The sequence below is a fragment of the Micromonospora sp. DT48 genome (genome assembly GCF_049844495.1).
Lineage (GTDB): Bacteria > Actinomycetota > Actinomycetes > Mycobacteriales > Micromonosporaceae > Micromonospora.
In genome coordinates this window covers 1-18508 of sequence record NZ_JBNCLE010000005.1, presented here as the reverse complement: position 1 = coordinate 18508, position 18508 = coordinate 1, and the positions used below count along the sequence as shown (strand labels likewise).

The 18508-nt window shown below is 70.3% G+C and carries 16 protein-coding genes and 2 pseudogenes; 6 read left to right on the top strand and 12 right to left on the bottom strand.

What is annotated here, in order from left to right; translation table 11 throughout:
- Nucleotides 1-36: 36 nt before the first annotated feature.
- The 7 genes from ACLQ2S_RS03110 to ACLQ2S_RS03080 all read right to left on the bottom strand — a co-directional run bounded on the left by ACLQ2S_RS03110 (nucleotide 37) and on the right by ACLQ2S_RS03080 (nucleotide 5364).
- Nucleotides 37-783: an MBL fold metallo-hydrolase gene (locus tag ACLQ2S_RS03110; protein WP_155221531.1), complete on the bottom strand. Its 747-nt coding sequence runs from the start codon at nucleotides 781-783 to the stop codon at nucleotides 37-39.
- Nucleotides 784-1051: 268 nt separating this feature from the next.
- Nucleotides 1052-2017: a PLP-dependent cysteine synthase family protein gene (locus ACLQ2S_RS03105; RefSeq protein ID WP_155221532.1), complete on the bottom strand. Its 966-nt coding sequence runs from the start codon at nucleotides 2015-2017 to the stop codon at nucleotides 1052-1054.
- 10 nt (nucleotides 2018-2027) lie between these two features.
- Nucleotides 2028-2378, bottom strand: a complete 351-nt coding sequence (locus ACLQ2S_RS03100; protein ID WP_155221533.1) for a MoaD family protein — start codon at nucleotides 2376-2378, stop codon at nucleotides 2028-2030.
- Nucleotides 2379-2445: 67 nt separating this feature from the next.
- On the bottom strand, nucleotides 2446-2934 hold the full coding sequence (locus ACLQ2S_RS03095) for a M67 family metallopeptidase (RefSeq protein ID WP_309223777.1): 489 nt from the start codon (nucleotides 2932-2934) through the stop codon (nucleotides 2446-2448).
- Nucleotides 2935-2988: 54 nt separating this feature from the next.
- Complete coding sequence (locus ACLQ2S_RS03090) at nucleotides 2989-3483, bottom strand: DUF2017 domain-containing protein (protein ID WP_155221560.1); 495 nt, start codon at nucleotides 3481-3483, stop codon at nucleotides 2989-2991.
- Between the two features lie 2 nt (nucleotides 3484-3485).
- A complete protein-coding gene (gene clpS, locus ACLQ2S_RS03085; RefSeq protein WP_155221534.1) occupies nucleotides 3486-3776 on the bottom strand; it encodes an ATP-dependent Clp protease adapter ClpS in 291 nt (96 codons plus the stop codon).
- A 157-nt stretch (nucleotides 3777-3933) separates the two neighbouring features.
- Complete coding sequence (locus tag ACLQ2S_RS03080) at nucleotides 3934-5364, bottom strand: hypothetical protein (RefSeq protein WP_425701060.1); 1431 nt, start codon at nucleotides 5362-5364, stop codon at nucleotides 3934-3936.
- A 286-nt stretch (nucleotides 5365-5650) separates the two neighbouring features.
- On the opposite strand from ACLQ2S_RS03080, the gene ACLQ2S_RS03075 reads away from it, so the two are divergent.
- The 4 genes from ACLQ2S_RS03075 to ACLQ2S_RS03060 all read left to right on the top strand — a co-directional run bounded on the left by ACLQ2S_RS03075 (nucleotide 5651) and on the right by ACLQ2S_RS03060 (nucleotide 11529).
- Complete coding sequence (locus ACLQ2S_RS03075; protein ID WP_425701059.1) at nucleotides 5651-8326, top strand: LuxR C-terminal-related transcriptional regulator; 2676 nt, start codon at nucleotides 5651-5653, stop codon at nucleotides 8324-8326.
- 16 nt (nucleotides 8327-8342) lie between these two features.
- Nucleotides 8343-9629, top strand: a complete 1287-nt coding sequence (locus ACLQ2S_RS03070; protein WP_309223779.1) for a nicotinate phosphoribosyltransferase — start codon at nucleotides 8343-8345, stop codon at nucleotides 9627-9629.
- 14 nt (nucleotides 9630-9643) lie between these two features.
- Nucleotides 9644-10225, top strand: a complete 582-nt coding sequence (locus ACLQ2S_RS03065; protein WP_309223780.1) for an isochorismatase family protein — start codon at nucleotides 9644-9646, stop codon at nucleotides 10223-10225.
- A 71-nt stretch (nucleotides 10226-10296) separates the two neighbouring features.
- Entirely contained in the window at nucleotides 10297-11529 is a 1233-nt protein-coding gene (locus tag ACLQ2S_RS03060) for an MFS transporter (protein WP_155221563.1), read from the top strand.
- A gap of 594 nt (nucleotides 11530-12123) precedes the next feature.
- Here ACLQ2S_RS03060 and ctaD read toward each other — a convergent pair.
- Nucleotides 12124-13881 (bottom strand): cytochrome c oxidase subunit I, encoded by a 1758-nt coding sequence (gene ctaD / locus ACLQ2S_RS03055; protein ID WP_425701058.1) that lies wholly within the window; start codon nucleotides 13879-13881, stop codon nucleotides 12124-12126.
- Nucleotides 13882-13999: 118 nt separating this feature from the next.
- Nucleotides 14000-15106: an FAD-dependent monooxygenase gene (locus tag ACLQ2S_RS03050; protein ID WP_425701057.1), complete on the bottom strand. Its 1107-nt coding sequence runs from the start codon at nucleotides 15104-15106 to the stop codon at nucleotides 14000-14002.
- A gap of 347 nt (nucleotides 15107-15453) precedes the next feature.
- On the opposite strand from ACLQ2S_RS03050, the gene ACLQ2S_RS03045 reads away from it, so the two are divergent.
- Together ACLQ2S_RS03045 and ACLQ2S_RS03040 are read left to right on the top strand one after the other, a co-directional pair.
- Nucleotides 15454-16575 carry a GH12 family glycosyl hydrolase domain-containing protein gene (locus ACLQ2S_RS03045; protein ID WP_155221538.1) on the top strand — a complete coding sequence of 374 codons (1122 nt, stop codon included), beginning with the start codon at nucleotides 15454-15456 and terminating at the stop codon, nucleotides 16573-16575.
- A gap of 278 nt (nucleotides 16576-16853) precedes the next feature.
- Nucleotides 16854-17262: pseudogene (locus ACLQ2S_RS03040) on the top strand (transposase family protein); the annotation flags it as partial.
- A gap of 74 nt (nucleotides 17263-17336) precedes the next feature.
- Here ACLQ2S_RS03040 and ACLQ2S_RS03035 read toward each other — a convergent pair.
- From ACLQ2S_RS03035 to ACLQ2S_RS03025, 3 genes and pseudogenes are all read right to left on the bottom strand, one after another.
- Nucleotides 17337-17858 (bottom strand): GNAT family N-acetyltransferase, encoded by a 522-nt coding sequence (locus tag ACLQ2S_RS03035; RefSeq protein ID WP_309223782.1) that lies wholly within the window; start codon nucleotides 17856-17858, stop codon nucleotides 17337-17339.
- On the bottom strand, nucleotides 17855-18142 hold the full coding sequence (locus ACLQ2S_RS03030; RefSeq protein WP_155221539.1) for a DUF1778 domain-containing protein: 288 nt from the start codon (nucleotides 18140-18142) through the stop codon (nucleotides 17855-17857). The genes ACLQ2S_RS03035 and ACLQ2S_RS03030 overlap by 4 nt, the downstream gene beginning before the upstream one ends.
- Nucleotides 18143-18199: 57 nt before the next feature.
- A pseudogene (locus ACLQ2S_RS03025) lies at nucleotides 18200-18508 on the bottom strand (NF041680 family putative transposase); the annotation flags it as partial.

Genomic DNA, 18508 nt, shown 5'->3' with positions numbered 1-18508 from the left:
TGTCCGCCGCGCCGGACGGACCCGCGTCCAGGCGGGTCAGACGTCGTAGGTGGCGCCGGGGCGGACCACTTCCAGCGGGCCGGTGTACGCGGCGGAGGCAGCCGCGACCGTGAGCGCCTCGCTGCCCCAGGCCGGGACCAGATGGGTCAACAGCAGCCGTCCGACGTTGGCCTTGGCCGCCGCCTCGCCTGCCTCACTGCCGGTGAGGTGCAGATCCGGCGGGTTGTCCACGCCGTCGAGGTAGCTGGCCTCGCAGAGGAAGACGTCGGCGTTGTGGGCCAGCCGCAGCAACGCCTCGCAGGGGGCGGTGTCGGAGGAGTAGCAGAGCACCCGACCGTCGTGCTCCAGGCGTACGCCGTAGGTCTCCACCGGGTGCAGTACCCGGTCGACGGTGACGGTGAACGGGCCGATCGGGAAGGTGCCGGGTTGCAGTGCGTAGAACTGGTAGACGTCCTCGACGGTGCTGTCCTCCTGCCCGTACGCGGCGGACAGCCGGTCCGGGGCACCGGCCGGCGCGTACACCGGCAGCGGCGGGTAGGGCCCGTCCGGGGCGTACCGCCGCACCACCACGTAGGTCGCGGCGTCGAGGATGTGGTCGCAGTGCAGATGGGTCAGGAGGATGGCATCCGGTGCGTGCAGCCCGGCATAGCGTTGGAGGGTGGACAGGGAACCCGAGCCGAAGTCGACCAGGAGCCGGAAGTTCTCGGCCTCGATCAGATAGGCCGAGCAAGGGGACTCGGGTCCGGGGAAGCTGCCCGCACAGCCCAGGACGGTCAGTCGCATCGAGTTGTCTCGCTGTCACGGTAGGTAGTGAACGTGCCGGCCGCCGCTCCGGCGGTGATCACTACCGACGCGTACGCCACGCTGGGCAGCCTACGCCCGCCTGTGCAAGCGCAAGAATGATCTGCTGGAAGTTGTCATCAACGTGACACCGGTTTCGCCCGTCCGATTGACCACCCGTCACCGAACCGGACGGCCCGGACGAGCCGACGCGACGAGGACCACCGGCAGCACACCGGTGGCCCTCGTCACATGTCGTACGCGTCGCAGGTCAGGCCCAGAGCTGACCTTCCAGCGCCTCCTCCGCGTCGGCGAGGGTTCCGCCGTACGCGCCGGTGCTCAGGTACTTCCAGCCGCCGTCGCTGACCACGAACGCCACGTCGGCCCGACGACCGGCACGCGCCGCCTCGTGCGCCACCGCCAGCGCCGCGTGCAGGATCGCACCGGTGGAGAAACCGACGAACAGCCCCTCCACCTCCACCAGCTGCCGGGTCCGCAGCACCGCGTCGCGGGTGCCCACGGAGAAACGGCGGGTCAGCACGGTCGCGTCGTAGAGCTCGGGGACGTACCCCTCGTCGATGTTGCGCAGCCCGTAGACCAGCTCGCCGTAGCGCGGCTCGGCGGCGACGATCTGGATGCCCTCGACCTTCTCCCGCAGGTAGCGACCGGTGCCCATCAGCGTGCCGGTGGTGCCGAGCCCGGCCACGAAGTGGGTGATGGTCGGCAGGTCGTGCAGCAGCTCGGGCCCGGTCGTCTCGTAGTGCGCCCGGGCGTTCGCCTCGTTGCCGTACTGGAAGAGCATCACCCAGTCGGGATGCTCGGCGGCGATCTGCTTGGCCGTGGCCACCGCCTGGTTGGAACCACCCGCCGCCGGCGAGAAGATGATCTCCGCGCCGTACATCCGGAGCAGCTGCACCCGCTCGGTGGAGACGTTCTCGGGCATCACGCAGACCAGGCGGTACCCGCGCAACTTGGCCACCATGGCCAGGGAGATGCCGGTGTTGCCGCTGGTCGGCTCCAGGATGGTGTCGCCGGGGCGGAGTCGCCCGGCGGCCTCCGCGGCCCGGACCATGAACAGGGCGGCCCGGTCCTTGACACTGCCGGTCGGGTTGCGATCCTCGAGCTTCGCCCAGAGCCGCACCGGCGGCGCGCCCTCGGGCACCGTCGGCGACAGTCGAGGCAGCCCTACCAGCGGAGTCCCGCCGCAGGCGTCCAGCAGGCTTTCGTACCGCGCCATCGCGGTCGCCTCAGCTCGCGGCGACGCGCGCGGGGCCCGCTACCGCGACGTGCTGCGCCATCGCCGCCGCCGCGGCGAAACCGAACGCGCCGCCGGCCACCGCGGGCAGGATGGTCACGCTGTCGCCGTCGTTGAGCTTGGCGTCCAGCGCACCGAGGAACCGGACGTCCTCGTCGTTGACGTAGACGTTGACGAAGCGGTGCAGCGCACCGGCCTCGGTCACCAGCCGGTCACGCAGCCCGCCGTGCCGGGAGTCCAGGTCGGTGAGCAGGTCGTTCAGCGTGTCGCCGCTGCCCTCGACGACCTTCGCGCCGCCGGTGTAGCTGCGCAGGATGGTGGGGATGCGAACCTCGATGGCCATGGTGTCGTACTCCTCGATCGGGTGAATGCTCGGTGACGGGAAAGGGCGAACCGGGGGCTGAGGAAGATCAGCGCCCCGAACACTCGTAGTCGACCGTCGCCGGGCTCTGCCCGAACATGTATGACTGCACGGCGTGCGGATCCACCCCGGCGTCGAGGATCCGCACCGGCTCCTCGGTCACCACGCCGTCCACGATGCGGAAGGAGCGGATCTCCTCCGTGTCGGGCTCCCGGGTGGAGACGAGCAGATAGTGCGCGCCGGGCTCACCGGCGAAGGAGATGTCCGTTCGTGACGGGTACGCCTCGGTGGCGGTGTGCGAGTGGTAGATGACGATCGGTTCCTCGTCCCGGTCGTCCATCTCGCGCCACACCCGCAGATGCTCCATCGAGTCGAACTCGTAGAAGGTCATCGAGCGGGCGGCGTTCTCCATGGGGATGTGCCGGGTCGGCGTGTCACTGCCGACGGGACCGGCGACCACGCCGCAGGCCTCGTCGGGGTGGTCCCGACGGGCGTGGGCGACGATCGCGTCAACGATCGACCGGTCGATGCTCAGCACGCCGCCAAGGGTAGCGCCAGACTGCGGCCAACCGCGAGGCGGTGCCGGTCACAGTCAGTCGATCAGGGCGTTGAGCAGGGATTCCTGGAGATAACCGAGATACGCGTAGACCGAAAGCTGGAACACCCGGCTGGACGTGGGATCGTCCGCGACCGCGTCGTCGAGCTCCGCGCCCAGGTCCGTGCCGTCCTTGATCTCCAGCCGTACCCCCATCGCCAACCGGGCGTCGTTGAGCGCCCGCAACCACGCCTCGGCCGCCTCGGCGTCCAGGCGTACCTCCCCGCCGCCGCCGTCGGGCAACGCGGCCAGGATCGCACCGGCCTGATCGATCTTCGCGGTCTTCAGGTCGCCTTCGGTGTACCTGCGGAACTCCGCAGTGCCCACGGCGTCGTCCGGGTACGCCTCCGGGAAGAGTCGGCAGACAACCGGGTCAGAGTGGTCGAATCCGTCGGTGAGCAGGCCAACCACCTCGGAGGCGACCTTACGCAGCACCCGCACCTCGTCCACCGCGAAGGTGGCCACGTACCGGTCACCCCGGCGGCGGAACATGCTCACGACCGGTCCACCGTCGCCCAGAGTCCGTACGCGTGCAGCTGGGAGGCGTCGTGCTCCATGCGCTCGCGGGCCCCGCTGGAGACCACGGCCTTGCCCTTGTGGTGCACGTCCAGCATGAGCTGCTCGGCCCTTTCCCGGCTGTAGCCGAAAAGCTTCTGGAAGACCCAGGTCACGTAGGTCATCAGGTTGACCGGGTCATCCCACACAATCGTCACCCACGGTCGGTCAGCCGCCGGCACCTCATCGGTGTCCGGGGTCTCGACCGGTGCAACCTGCGGAGCCGCCATGTCCCCCATCGTGCCACCGGATCCGGGGAATCGAGGAACCGGAACGCCGGACCGGCCCGGAACGCCGCCCACGGCCGCGTCACCGGCACGACTGGTCGCGTCCCGGGCACGGATCGATGCCCCACCGGCGTTACCGGCGGGGTCGGCGGCGGCCCGGTCAGGCGAGCAGGATGCCGTGTTCGGCAGCATCAGACAGCACCGCGCTCAGCGAGACGCGCAGCGCCTCGAACCGGCGGGCGACCTCCCGCGACAGCTCCAACTCGATCTCCCGCAACGCCCGCTGCGCCCAGGCCCGCGCCGCGCTTGGGTCGTTGTTGCCCGGCGCACGCCAGTGCTGCCAACAGCCGCCCGACAACGCCACAGCCACCGGCGGGAGCACCGCCGAACGGGGCGCCCCGGGATAGGCGGACAGCATGTCGATCGCCTCCGCGCCGTTCAGTGACGCCACACCCGCCGAGTTGGTGACGAGGAACGCCCGCGCCAACTCCTGCGCGTTCGCCTCGTCCACCAGGCCCCAGCGGACCGCCTTGTCGATCCGTCGGCGGACCCCCTCGGGCAACGGCGTGCCGAAGAGCCGCCCGGCGGCCTCGTCGACGAGTTCGCCGGCATGGTGATCGCACTGCGCGGTGGCCAGCAGGGACAGCGCCGCCATCTCCCGGTCGAGCAGTTGCGGCAGGCCGGCGCAGCCGACCCCGAAGACGATCTCCTGCACCACACGCATGTGCATGTTCGCCAGTTCCAGGGCGAGGTGTTGCCGGATCCGCCGCGCGGCCGTACGGACCTGCCGGTCGAGCTGTTCCGACCATTCCTCCGGCGCGGCCAGCACCGGCACCCGGCCACGCTCGCCCGGCAGCTCGGGTGGCTCAAGACTGCCCCGGCGCAGTGCCTCGTCGGAGGCCCAGTTCGCCAGGGTCCGCCGCACCTCGGCCGCACCGCCGGTGGCCAATGGGAACCAGCGGGCGTCGGCCAGCCCGGGCACGGCGACGAGCAGCGCGGCCCGGTGCGCCTCGACGGTGACCGTGACCGGATCAACCGCCGGGCCACCGGACTCCCCCGATCCCCGCACCGCCACCGTGCCCTCACCGGCCGCCCAGCCGTCGACGCCCGGCGTGACCGCGAAGAACACCTCCACCGGTGTCCCGGCGATGTCGGACAGCAGATCCAACTCCGCGGCGCCGAACGACTGGTCCGCCGCGATCACGAACAGCAGAGCGCCGGCCCGGCCCACCGCGTCGAGCAGGACCCCGCACCCGGCTGATCCGAGCGTGTCGATGTCCGGCGTGTTGACGAGCACCAGCCGTCTCGCCAAGGGCTGCGGCAGGCTCAGCTCGACCCGGCGCGGCGGCCGGGCCAGCGCCGGCCCCGCCGTCGGGAGATCGGGTCGGTACGCGTGCGGCGTGCGGTAGCCGGGCACGTAGGCGGCCCGGGTGGGGGTGGCGCTGTGTCGCACCACCAGCCAGCTACCGTCGGGCACGGCGAGCATTCCGGAGTCGATTTCCAGGAGCGTGGCGAGCACGGCGCTCCGCCCGGCGTTGGCCGGACCGGCCGCGACCACCGCGATCGGCTCCTGAGCGTCGGTGGCCGACACGCCGAGCCGCTCCGGAAAGGGCCGTCGAGCAGGTCGCCCTGCCGGATCATCGGGCGTACCGAGGCGGTGGAGTGGGCCCGGCTTCATCAGTCGGCGGCCTCCGAGGCAGGGCGACCGGCGGACCGGCCGCAGTGAACATCCGGTGACGACACTCGGATTCCGGAAGAGTAAGGGTGCGAGCGTCAGGAACGGGACAATTGCGATACTCACGGGTAACTCAGCGACTACTCAACTTCACCGGCGCGCGCCACCGTGCGGACGGTAGTCGCATCGATATGCTGCGCGAATGAGTCGGTGGAGCTTCGTGGGCCGGGCTGAGCAACTCGACCGTCTCCGGGTGGCGGTGGCCGGTGTTCACGGCCGGGGAATCCTCTTCACCGGCAGCGCTGGCATCGGCAAGAGCCGCCTACTCCACGAGGGTGTCGACGCGCTGCCCGGTGATGACTACGCGGTCTGGCGCATCGCGGCCAGCGCCACCACGTCCGCGATGGCCTTCGGCGGGCTGATCCAGGTGCTGCCGGAGCAACCCCAGGGCCTGTCCCCGGCCGGCATCCTGCGGTGGGCCCTCGACGTGTTGCAACACCAGGCCGCCGGCCGGCGGATCGTCCTCGCGGTCGACGACGCGCACCTGCTCGATCCACCGTCGGCCGCACTGGTGCATCTGGTGGCCCGGACGGAGAACGCCTCAGTGGTCGGCACCCTGCGCGACGGGGAGCAGATCCCGCTGCCGATCCGGGCACTGTGGACAGACGGGCTGGTCGAACGGGCCGAGCTGGGTCCGATGACACCGGACGAGACGGCGGCCATGCTCAACGCCATCGTCGGCGGCCAGGTGGACAGCGGCTCCACCGACCGACTGGGCCGACTCAGCGCCGGCAACCCCCTGCTGCTGCGCGAGTTGGTGCACGCCGCCACCAACAGTGGCGAACTCGTCGAGAAGTACGGCGTCTGGACCTGGACGGGACGGCTGGAACTGGCGCCCAGCCTGACCGAGCTGATCGACATCCGGATCGGTCAGCTCACCCCCGGGGTGCGGGCCGTGGTCGAGCTGGTCGCGTTCGGCGAGCCGCTCGGTCTGCGGCTGCTGCACCAGGCCGTCGAACAGCACGACGTGGAGTACGCCGAGGAGCGTGGACTGATCACCATGGTGGAGTCCGACCGGCGGCTCGACGTCCGGCTGGCCCATCCGCTCTACGGCGAGGTGGTACGCCGACAGTGCCCGGTGAGCCGGACCCGCCGGTTGCAGGCGAACCTGGCGGACCTGCTGGACAAGGTCGGCAAGCGGCGGCGGGAGGATCTGCTGCGGGTGGCGAGGTGGCGGCTGGCCTCTGGCACCGCACAGGACCCGACGATGCTGATCGCGGCGGCCGGTGAGGCGTTCGCACGGTACGACGTACCCCTGGCGACCCGGCTGGCCCGCGCGGCGCTCGACGCCGGTGGCGGGTTCGACGCCGCCGAGTTGCTGGCGACCATCCTGATGTTCGCCGACCGGCCCGCCGAGGCGCTCGGCGTGCTCGACGCCGTCGCCACCGACGCCGGCCAGGAGGAACGGCTCAGTCGGTGGCTGACGGTGCGGGGCATGGTCAGCTACTGGGGGCTGAGCCAGGCGTCCACTGTGGAGGAGATTGCCGACGAGGGCACGAAACTGACCGACGCCGCCGCGCAGGCCCGGGTCCGTGCCTTCGAGGCGATCATGCGGCTGCATCGGCTGGAGGCCCCGGCCGCGCTCCGGCTCGCACAGGGCGTGCTGGACCGGCCGGCGGCCAGTGTCGCCGCTCGCGAGCTGGCCCGCTGCACCATCGCGCACCTACAGGCCGTCCAGGGGCAACTGAGCCGCAGCGCCGCCGCGGTGGACCTGGTGCAGGCGAAGGCGGCCAATTGGCGGGCGGACATGCCGTACCTCCAACTGGCGGTGGAGTTGGCCCGGGGCACCCGGCTGGCCCTCTCCGGCGACCTCGTCGGCATCGACGCGTTGGTCGCCGACGAGTTCGCCGACCTCGCCGACGCGGGAGACTTCCGGCTCGGCACCGGCTACCTGGCGATCCTGCGCGCGTACGCGGCCCGGCTGCGCGGACGCAGCGACACCGCGTTGCAGGCCGCGCTCAGTGCCTGCGCGGTCCTCGCGACCAGTCGGGTCTACGCGGGGCTGGCCCAGGCGGAGCGGGCGCAGGCCGCCGCGCTGCGCGGAGACGCCCGGCAGGCCGCCGAGGCGATCGCCGAGGCCGACCGCCTCCACTCCCCGAGCATGGCCGTGCTGTACCCGTGGCTGGAGCAGGCCCGGGTGGCGGCGCTGGCGGCCGGCGGTGACCTATCGACGGCGGTGAGCCGACTGCACAGCTTGGCGGATCGGCTACGCGCTGACGGCTTCGCCGGGCACGAGACCCTGGTGCTGCACGACCTGGTCCGGCTCGGTCAGGCTGCGGCGCAGACCGGGCCGAGGTGTTCCGATGGCACCCGCCGTACCATCGCGCAGCGGTTGACGGAGCTGTCCGAGCAGGTCGACGGGGAGTTGCCGCCCCTGCTGGCCCGGCATGCGCGGGCGTCGGCCGATGCCGCGCCGGAAGGGCTACTCACCGCCGCCGACGGTTTCGCCGAGCGCGGGCTCGATCTGCTGGCCGCCGAGGCCGCCGCCGAAGCGGTGCACCTGTTGCGGCAGCGCCGCTCGCCCGAGGTCGCCCACGCCCGGCAACGACTCGGCGCCTTCCTCGCCTGCTGTGACATGGTGCACACTCCGGCGCTCCAGGCGGCCACTCCCACGTTGACCGACCGGGAGTGGGAGGTGGCTCGGCTCGCGGCGGACGGCAGTACCAGTCGCGCCATCGCTGAGCAGCTCTTTCTCTCCGCTCGCACGGTGGAGAACCACCTACAGCGGGTGTACAGCAAGCTCGGGGTGACCAGCCGGGCGGAGCTGCGGGTGGCGCTCGGCACGATCCCGGGGCACGACGGCACGACGACGACGTGAACCCTAGTCTGAGGGGGTGCACACCCTTGGTCCCGCGCTGCTGACCGACCACTACGAGCTGACCATGGTCAACGCCGCCCTGCGGGACGGCACGGCCGACCGCCGCTGCGTCTTCGAGGTGTTCAGCCGGCGGCTGCCCCCGGGCCGCCGGTACGGCGTGGTCGCCGGCACCGCCCGTCTGATCGAGCTGATCCGTGAGTTCCGCTTCGACCCGGCCGACATCGAGTTCCTGCGCCGCACCGGCGTGGTGGACGATCCGGCCGCCGACTGGCTGGCCCGCTACCGGTTCACCGGCGAGATCGACGGGTACGCCGAGGGTGAACTCTTCTTCCCCGGTTCGCCGATCCTGACCGTGTCCGGCGGCTTCGCCGAGTGCGTGGTGCTGGAGACGCTGGTACTGTCGGTGCTCAACCACGACTGTGCGGTGGCCGCCGCGGCGGCGCGGATGGTCACCGCCGCACGCGGGCGGGCGTTGATCGAGATGGGGTCGCGGCGGGCGCACGAAGAGGCGGCGGTGGCGGCGGCGCGGGCGGCCTACCTGGCCGGTTTCCGGTTCACCTCCAACCTGGCGGCGGGCCGCCGGTACGGCATCCCCACCGCAGGCACCGCCGCACACGCCTTCACCCTGCTGCACGACGACGAGCGGGCCGCGTTCGCCTCTCAGGTCGCCACGCTGGGCAAGGACACCACGTTGCTGGTCGACACGTACGACATCAGCCAGGGCATCCGTAACGCGATCGCGGTGGCCGGGCCGGAACTGCGGGCGGTCCGGATCGACTCCGGCGACCTGGCCGTGATCGCCCAGCAGTCCCGACAGTTGCTGGACTCGCTCGGTGCCACCGAAACGAAGATCATCGTCTCCGGTGACCTCGACGAGTACGCCATCGCGTCGTTGGCCGCCGAGCCGGTGGACATGTACGGCGCCGGCACCGCCGTGGTGACCGGCTCCGGCGCACCCACCGCCGGCCTGGTCTACAAGCTGGTCGAGGTGGAGGGCCGCCCGGTGGTCAAGCGGTCCGAGCACAAGGCCACCATCGGCGGCCGCAAGGTCGCCGTTCGTCGGCACAAGCCGACCGGTACCGCCACCGAGGAGATCATCGTCCCGCAGGGGGTCCCGGACCACCGGCCCAACGACCGCCTGCTGCAACGGTCGTACGTCGTGGCCGGCGAGCCGGTGAGCCTGCCGACGCTCGACGAGTCGCGGGAACATCTGCGACAGTGCCTCATCTCGATCCCGTGGGAGGGGCTGAAGCTTTCCGCGGGCGACCCGGCCATCCCGGTCACCGTGGTACCCGCCGAGTGAGAGGAGTGGGGTCGGTGAGCAACGCGCTGATCATCGTGGACGTGCAGAACGACTTCTGTGAGGGCGGCTCGTTGGCCGTGGCCGGCGGGGCGGGCGTCGCCGCCGGCATCTCCCGACTGCTGGCCGCCGAGCCGGACCGTTGGGAGCACGTCGTCGCGACGAAGGACTACCACGTCGACCCGGGCACGCATTTCTCCGACTCGCCGGATTTCGTGAGCACCTGGCCCCGGCACTGCGTGGTCGACACCCCGGGTTCCGAGTTCCACCCGGAGTTGGCCACCGACCGGATCGAGGCGATCTTCCTCAAGGGCGAGTACTCCGCCGCGTACTCCGGGTTCGAGGGGCACACCGGGAACGGCGAAGGTCTTGCCGACTGGCTGCGGCGGCACGGCGTGGATCGGGTGGACGTGGTCGGTATCGCCACCGACCACTGCGTACGGGCCACTGCCCTGGACGCCGCCCGGGAGGGCTTCGACACCACCGTCCTGCTCGACCTGACGGCGGCTGTCGCCCCGGACACCACCGACATCGCGCTGCGCGCCTTCGACGGTGCCGGGATCGCCACAATCGGCGCCCCTGTGATCAAAGCCGCATGAGGCGTTAATCCGTTGGCAGCCGTCATGCCGCCGGTCAAGGATGTCCGGCGGAGGTACGGACCGACGTGAACATGAAGCCTTACCGGGAGGCGCTCGCCCTGCCCGGTTTGCGGTCGCTGCTGCTGGTGGCGGTGTTGGCCCGGGTGCCGTTGACCGCCACCGGCGTCACGCTGACGTTCTACGTCGTACAGGACCTCGGGCGCGGCTACGGTGCGGCGGGCCTGGTCGGCGCGGCGATCACCGTCGGCGCGGCGGTCGGCGGCCCGTTGCTCGGCCGCCTGGTGGACCGTCGCGGCTTGCGGCCGGTGCTGGTGCTGACCGCCGTGGCGGAGGCCGTCTTCTGGTCCAGCGCGCCGATGTTGTCGTACTACCTGCTGTTGCCGGCCGCGTTCCTGGCCGGCCTGCTGGCGCTGCCGATCTTCTCGGTGATCCGGCAGTCCATCGCCGCGCTGGTCCCGGCGGAGAAGCGCCGACCCGCGTACGCCCTGGACTCCATGTCGGTCGAGCTGTCGTTCATGATCGGTCCCGCCCTGGCCACGGTGGGTGTCACCACCATCTCCGCCCGCCTCACGCTCTACCTCGTCGGTGCCGGCATCGTCGCCGCCGGGGTGGTGTTGTGGCTGCTCAACCCACCGGTACGCAGCGCCGCCGAGGAGTCGACGGGACCACAGCCACGGATCGCCCGGCGACAGTGGCTCACCTCGCGACTGGTGGCGGTGTTCGCCGTCAGCGCTGCGGCGACCCTCGTGCTCGGCGGCACCGACGTGGCGGTCATCGCGGTGCTGCGGGAGAACGGCGACGTCGGTTTCACCGGCGCGGTGCTCTCCATCTGGGCGGTGGCGTCACTGGTCGGCGGCTTCACGTACGGCGCGGTGCACCGCTCGTTCTCCCCGGTGACGCTGATGGCCGCGCTGAGCCTGTGCACCATCCCGGTGGGGCTCGGCGGGGCACACTGGTGGCTACTCTGCCTCGCGCTGATTCCGGCCGGTCTACTCTGCGCGCCCACCATCGCGGCCACCTCCGACGCGGTCAGCCGCCTGGCCCCGGCCAACGTACGCGGCGAGGCGATGGGTATGCACGGCTCGGCGGTCACCGTCGGCATCGCGGTCGGCGCTCCGCTGGCCGGTGCGGTCATCGACGCCACCGCACCGCTGTGGGGGTTCGCGGTCACCGGCGCGATCGGTGCCCTGGTGGCCCTGGCGGTGCTGCCGAGCGAACTTCGCCACCGGCGCTCGGACGCCTCTGCCACCGCCCCGAGCGACGCCGACCGCGACACGCCACCGCTCGCCCCAACCCCCTCCTGACCTCACCCATGGGCCCGGCGGGTCTTCCTCGTCGCGGATCCGACCGACCCCCGCCCCCGCCCCCGCGCGCCGCGCGGACAGCGGACAGCGGACAGCGGACAGGGATCTTCCACCTCGCCTACCCGCCATCCGATCCACCGCCTCGTGAGCCCAGCCCAGGCCAGGCCAGCCCAGGCCAGGTCAGGCCGGGCCAGGTCAGGCCGGGCCAGGTCAGGCCGGGCCACCACGAAGCGTGACATCTACTCCACCTCACCATCTCCCAAGCGCTCGCTTTGCTCTGCTTACACGGACGCACAGAAATTACGCACCGTGTTCACATGGTCGACGGCCCACCCTCGCGCTGACGCGTCTGAGCAGGTAGATCGCTTGTGCGTGGGTTGAAGCAGAGCAAAGGATGGCAAGGGACAACAGGCAGGCAGCCGGGGATTGTCACCCAGAGTTATGTTCACCGCGACCAGGAGACCGCTACCGAGGGTGAGGGCGAGGAGCGCCGCCGCTTGGCGGGCAGCGGGGCGGCAACACAGGCGGGGACGGAAATGCGGACGGGCGCCGACCCCTGGTGGGGGATCGGCGCCCGTCGTACGGCGCTGTTGGTCAGTTGCGGTCGATGTCGCTGGCTACGTCCTCGGTGTAGCTGGCACCGCCGTCGGACTCCTTGGTCAGCGGCTTGGCACCACCCTCGGGCGGACCGGCCAGCGTCTGCCCGGCGGCCAGCTCCGGGAACTTGTGGTCGAAGGCGGGCCGCTCCGAGCGGATCCGGGGCATCCGGTCGAAGTTGCGAAGCGGCGGCGGCGAACTGGTCGCCCACTCCAGCGAGTTGCCGTGACCCCACGGGTCGTCCACCTCGACCACCGGGCCGGCCTTGTAGGACTTCCAGCAGTTGTAGATGAACGGCAGCGTCGAGATACCGGTGATGAAGGCACCGATCGTGGAGATCATGTTCAGCGTGGTGAAGCCGTCGCCGGGCAGGTAGTCCGCGTACCGGCGGGGCATGCCCTCGTTACCCAGCCAGTGCTGGATGAGGAACGTGGTGTGGAAGCCGATCATGGTCAGCCAGAAGTGAATCTTGCCGAGCCGCTCGTCGAGCATCCGGCCGAACATCTTCGGGAACCAGAAGTAGATGCCGGCGAACACCGCGAACACGATCGTGCCGAAGAGCACGTAGTGGAAGTGCGCCACCACGAAGTACGAGTCGTGCAGGTGGAAGTCCAGCGGCGGCGCGGCCAGCAGCACCCCGGTCAGACCACCGAAGAGGAAGGTGACCAGGAAGCCGACGGACCAGAGCATCGGCGTCTCGAAACTGATCTGCCCCCGCCACATGGTGCCGATCCAGTTGAAGAACTTCATGCCGGTCGGCACGGCGATCAGGTAGCTCAGGAAGCTGAAGAACGGCAGCAGCACCTGACCGGTGGCGAACATGTGGTGCGCCCAGACGCTCATCGACAGACCGGCGATGGCGATGGTGGCGGCGACCAGGCCCTTGTAGCCGAAGATCGGCTTGCGGGAGAAGACCGGGATGATCTCGCTGACGATGCCGAAGAACGGCAGCGCGATGATGTAGACCTCGGGGTGGCCGAAGAACCAGAACAGGTGCTGCCAGAGCATCGGCCCGCCGGTCTCCGGGCTGTAGACCTGTGCACCGAGTAGCCGGTCGGCGGCCAGCGCGAACAGCGCGGCGGCCAGCAGCGGGAAGACCAGGATCACCAGGAGGCTGGTGACCAGCATGTTCCAGGTGAAGATCGGCATCCGGAACATGGTCATGCCCGGCGCGCGCAGGGTCAGGATCGTGGTGATCAGGTTGACCGCGCCGAGGATGGTGCCCAGACCGGAGACGGCCAGGCCGACCACCCACAGGTTGCCGCCGACGCCCGGGGCGTGCTCAGTGGTGCTCAGCGGGGTGTACGCGGTCCAGCCGAAGTCCGCCGCGCCACCCGGGGTGAGGAAGCCGGCGGTGGCCATGGTGCCACCGAACAGGTACAGCCAGTAGGCGAAGCTGTTCAGGCGCGGGAAGGAGACATCCGGAGCGCCGATCTGGATGGGCACGACGTAGTTGCCGAACGCGAACACGATGGGCGTCGCGAAGAACAGCAGCATGATCGTGCCGTGCATCGTGAACAGCTGGTTGTACTGCTCGGGCGACAGGAACTGCAGCCCGGGCCGGGCCAGCTCGGCCCGCATGATCAGGGCCATCAGACCACCGATCATGAAGAACACGAACGCGGTGACCATGTACATGATCCCGATTTGCTTCGCGTCCGTGGTCCGCAGCAGCCGCGCGATGGCCGACCCCTTGACCGGCTCCCGGACCGGCCAGGGCCGGGTCACGACCGGCTTGGGTGCGACGGTGGTCACGAGTGGCCTCCGGTTCTGGGTTGTCCCGCTCGGCACGCGCTGTATCGGCGGGCCGTCATCCGCAAGGAGGATAGTCCCCGGCAGGTGAGAGCACCGCGTGGGGTAGCCCGGAGGTGGATCACAGCGGGCCGAGGAGCAGCCGGTAGTGCTCGCCGAAGATGCGGTCGCCGCGTCCGCGCAGCAACGGGTCGCGCAGCGCGGGCGGCACGTCGCGGGTGCGGTTGCGGTCCCGGGTCCGGTCCTGCACCCATCGGGTACGCGGCCGACGGCGACTCTCGTACGCGGTCAGCGCCGCGTCGACGCTGCCTGCCGCGTGCAACGACTCGGCCAGCACCACGGCGTCCTCCAGGGCCATCGCCGCCCCCTGGGACAGGGTCGGGGCGGTGGCGTGGGCGGCGTCGCCGATCAGGAGCACCCGGCCGCGGTACCAGCGCCCGAGTTCGACCTCGTCGGTGGTGGTGGCGTACACCCCGTCGAGTGCGTCGAGCACCTCCGGCACCGGTCCGCCGTACTCACCGAACAGCTCGCGTAGCCGGGCCAGCGGGTCGGCCGGGAGGTCGGTGCCGGCTTCGTCGGCGTAGCAGTGCAGACGCCCGGCGCCGATCGGCACCATGAGGAAGCCGCAGCGTTGCCCGAGCAGCGCGGTCCACTCGTCGACCGCCGGGCCGTCGCGTACCACGCTGCGATAGACCACCTGCCCGGCAGGGCGCGGTGGGCCACCGAGGGCGGCCAGCGTACGGATCGAGGAACGCGGCCCGTCGGCCCCGATCACCAGGTCGTACTCGGTCTGGGTGCCGTCGACGAAGGTGACGCCGACGGTGGAGGGCAGCAGCTCGATGGTGCGTACCTCCGCACCGTGCCGGACCGCACCACCGGCACCGCTGAGCAGCACCCGGTGCAGGTCGGAGCGGGCCAGCGCGCGGCACTCGCCGACTCCGTCCCAGAGTGCGTCGAGGTCGACCTCGCACAGCGGCGCGCCGGTCGAGTCGAGGAACCGCTGCCGGTGGATGACCTTGCCGTACGGGCGGACCGGGCCGTCGAGGTCCAGCCGACGCAGCGCGCGGGCCGCGTTGCCGGGTAGGTACAGGCCGACATCGGTGAGATCGTGCGGCGGGGCCTTGTCGGTGAGGTCCGGCCGAAAGCCCGCCAGGCGCAGCGCACGGGCCACGGCGAGCCCGGCGATGCCCGCGCCGACGACGAGAATGCGCAGGGGGGAGCCACGCATGGGGTTGTACGCCTCCGGAGGGGTTCGGCACGCGTTGAAGGCAAGAGACTACTCGGCGCAATCGGCACACACCAGAGGCAACCGGCCCACCCCCGACATCCCTCGGCATTGTCGTATCCGCCCGTCGGCGGCGGTGTCCAGCCGGCCGGAGCGGGCCGGATGTCTGATGGTGGCGTCCGTGACAGTCGTCGCATTTACCGCCTATCACCCTCACCGGTTGCGCTGATTGTTTCAAGGATGTAAATGTGACGATGAGCGTGGGAGCGCTCCCGGAGGTTGTGAACGCTCCCAACGCTTCATCCGCATCCAACGAGGCGTCCGGGCGACGCCGCAGCGCTAGGAGCATCATGAGACGTACCTTGCGGGCCACCATGGCCATCGGGCTGGTGGCCGCCAGCTCGATCGTCGCCGTGGCCCTCGGCGGCACCGCCTCCGCCGACACCCAGATCTGTGAGCAGTACGGCTCGACCGTCATCCAGAACCGTTACGTGGTGCAGAACAACCGCTGGGGCACCACCGCCCAGCAGTGCATCAACGTCACCAACAACGGCTTCGAGATCATTACCCAGAACGGCAGCAGCCCGACCAACGGCGCCCCCACTGCGTACCCGTCGGTCTTCTTCGGCTGCCACTACACCAACTGCTCCCCCGGCACCAACCTGCCGATCCAGGTCAGCCAGATCAGCAGCGCGACCAGCAGCATCAACTACCGGTACGTGAGCAACGGCATCTACAACGCCTCGTACGACATCTGGCTCGACCCGTCACCGAAGCGGGACGGCGTGAACCAGATGGAGATCATGATCTGGTTCAACCGGCAGGGCCCGATCCAGCCGATCGGCTCGCCGGTTGGCAACGCTAACATCGACGGGCGCAACTGGGAGGTGTGGCGGGGCAGCAACGGCTCTAACAACGTCATCTCCTACGTCGCCTCGTCGACCATCAGCAGCGCCAACCTGAACCTGCTGGCGTTCATCAACGACACCCGCAACCGCGGCGCGATCACCAACTCCTGGTACCTGACCAGCATCCAGGCCGGCTTCGAGCCCTGGCAGGGTGGCGTCGGTCTGGCCGTGACGAACTTCTCGGCCACGGTCAACGGCGGCGGCAACAACAACCCGCCGCCCACCACGCCCCCGCCCTCGGGCAACAGCTCCTGCGCGGTGAAGTACACCGCCAACTCGTGGAACAACGGCTTCACCGCCGACGTGCAGATCACCAACACCGGTTCCAGCACGATCAACGGCTGGACGCTGGCCTACTCGCTGCCCTCCGGGCAGCAGGTGACAAACGCCTGGAACGCCACGGTGAACCAGAGTGGATCGTCGGTGACCGCCCGCAACGTCGACCACAACGGCACGATCTCCCCCGGCGGCACCGCCAGCTTCGGCTACCAGGGCACGCTGAACGGGTCGTACTCCAACCCCACCAGCTTCACCCTCAACGGCACCGCCTGCTCCCGCTCCTGACCAGGATGTGACGGGGGTGCGGCGACCGCCGCACCCCCGTCACAAGGCGCGCTAACCGGGCTCGTCCGGGCTGCCTCACCAACGACCCTGTCTCACATTCGGTGGTGACGGAGCGTGCTGGCCGAAACTCCCGAGCCCGCCAGACGCAGCCACAAATGAGCCTTTTCCAACCTGATTAGCTGCGGCGCGGTGTTGATGGGCCGAGGATCGATGAGGACGAGGCTCCAGGTAAGACAGCTGTCGACCAAGATCAGACGCCCCGGCCGGGAGCCTCGCTTGTGCTGCCTTTCACGATCTCGTTGTCCCAGCCGGACCCTGAACCACCTCACCGACCGCATCCGCAGCCGCCGCAAGCAGCATCGATCGCGCTGGCGGCGCCTCGATCCGGGGCGACAGGAGCTGCTCGTTCTCGCTGACCTGCGCAACGGCGATACCGACACCCGTCTGGCCGCCGGGTTCGCTGTCGGTGTCCCCGCTGCCTGGCGCTACGTGCAGGAAGCGGTCGCGGTGCTCGCGGCAGCGGCCGACGACCCGGCCACGGCCATGCGGCGGATCCGGCTGCCGGCATACGCGATCTGCGACGGCACACTGATCCCGATCGACCGCGTCGCCGACCAATAGCCCTACTACTCCGGAAAGCATCAACGGCACGGGGTGAACGTTCAGGTCATCGCCGATACGGCCGGCTGGATAGCGGTTCGGGCTGCCGGGCGGTGTTGACGGCAACGTGTACAGACCGCCACGCCCGAACGGCACGCGTGTTACTCAGCGAGAGCCCGGCGGAGGTCCTTCATCAACAGCAGCAGGTGCATCGGGTCGGTGGGGCTCGACTCGAACTTGGCCAGGCGTAGGTAGAAGTCTCGGGCGGCGTCGGTTTCGCAGTGGATGAGCACCGCGCGCACGCCGATGACCTCGGCGGCAGCCGCTATGCGCCGCAGCGCGTCGACAACCAGGGCACGTCCGAGACCCGCACCCTGGACGCTGCGGTCGACGCCGAGCCGGGTCAGGATCACCACGGGCTGGTGGTAGCGACCGGCACCCTGCCGCAGCCGCGGGGACGCGTCAGCCGGGGCGACACTCCCGGCAGCGAGGGCGTAGTAGCCGATCACCCGGCGATCCGGGTGATCGGTGTCGGCAACGACGTACACGCGAGACAGGCCAGCTCGGTGCGCCTGCAGGGCATGCTCGGCAAGCCAGACGGACTGGGCCGGCGAGCCGCAGTCGAAGCCTGTCACCACGTGCATGGCCGACAACGGCTCGACCGACGAGAAACGCAAGCTCACCGGCGCGCCTCGCCAGGGTTGTCTAGAACCGTCGGTCCGGCCAGTAGGTCACGCAGGCCGGCAACATCCTGGGCCGGCCGCTCAAGCGCCTCGTCGAACACCCGCCACGCGTCCTCGTCCAGCAGAAACGCCCGCCGGTCAGCCAGCACATCAGCAGCCGCGTCGGTAGCCGCCTTCAGCACGAACGTCGACACACTCGCGCCGGCGGCCTCGCTGGCCGCCTCCAGCAGCGCCTTCTGCTCGGCATCCACCCGCAGGTGCAGCCGCTCCGCCTTCGCACTCATGACCCGAGTGTACGCACATCGTACGCCATAGCGAAGAGCAGGGACCTAGCTTGATCTTTAACCTGTGCGGCGTGGCCGGGGATTGGTCGATTTCTTCTGGGAAGAGGTTGTCTTCCCGGTCGCGCTGCTGGTGACGATGTGGACGTCGTGGCGGCGGGTGGGGTGGCGGTTGGGTCGTCCTGGTGGGCGGCCGGGTCCTGGTCGGGTGGGTTTTGGTGCGCTGGCGGGACAGGGGCTGTTGGCGCGTAGGTGCCGAAATCCGCGGCGGACGCGGGCGGGGGTGAGCCGTTCGGGTGGGGCGGGTCGTTCCCACGGGTGGCGCAGGTCTGCGGCGAGTGGTCGGGCCAGCCGGAGTTGGGTGTGGGC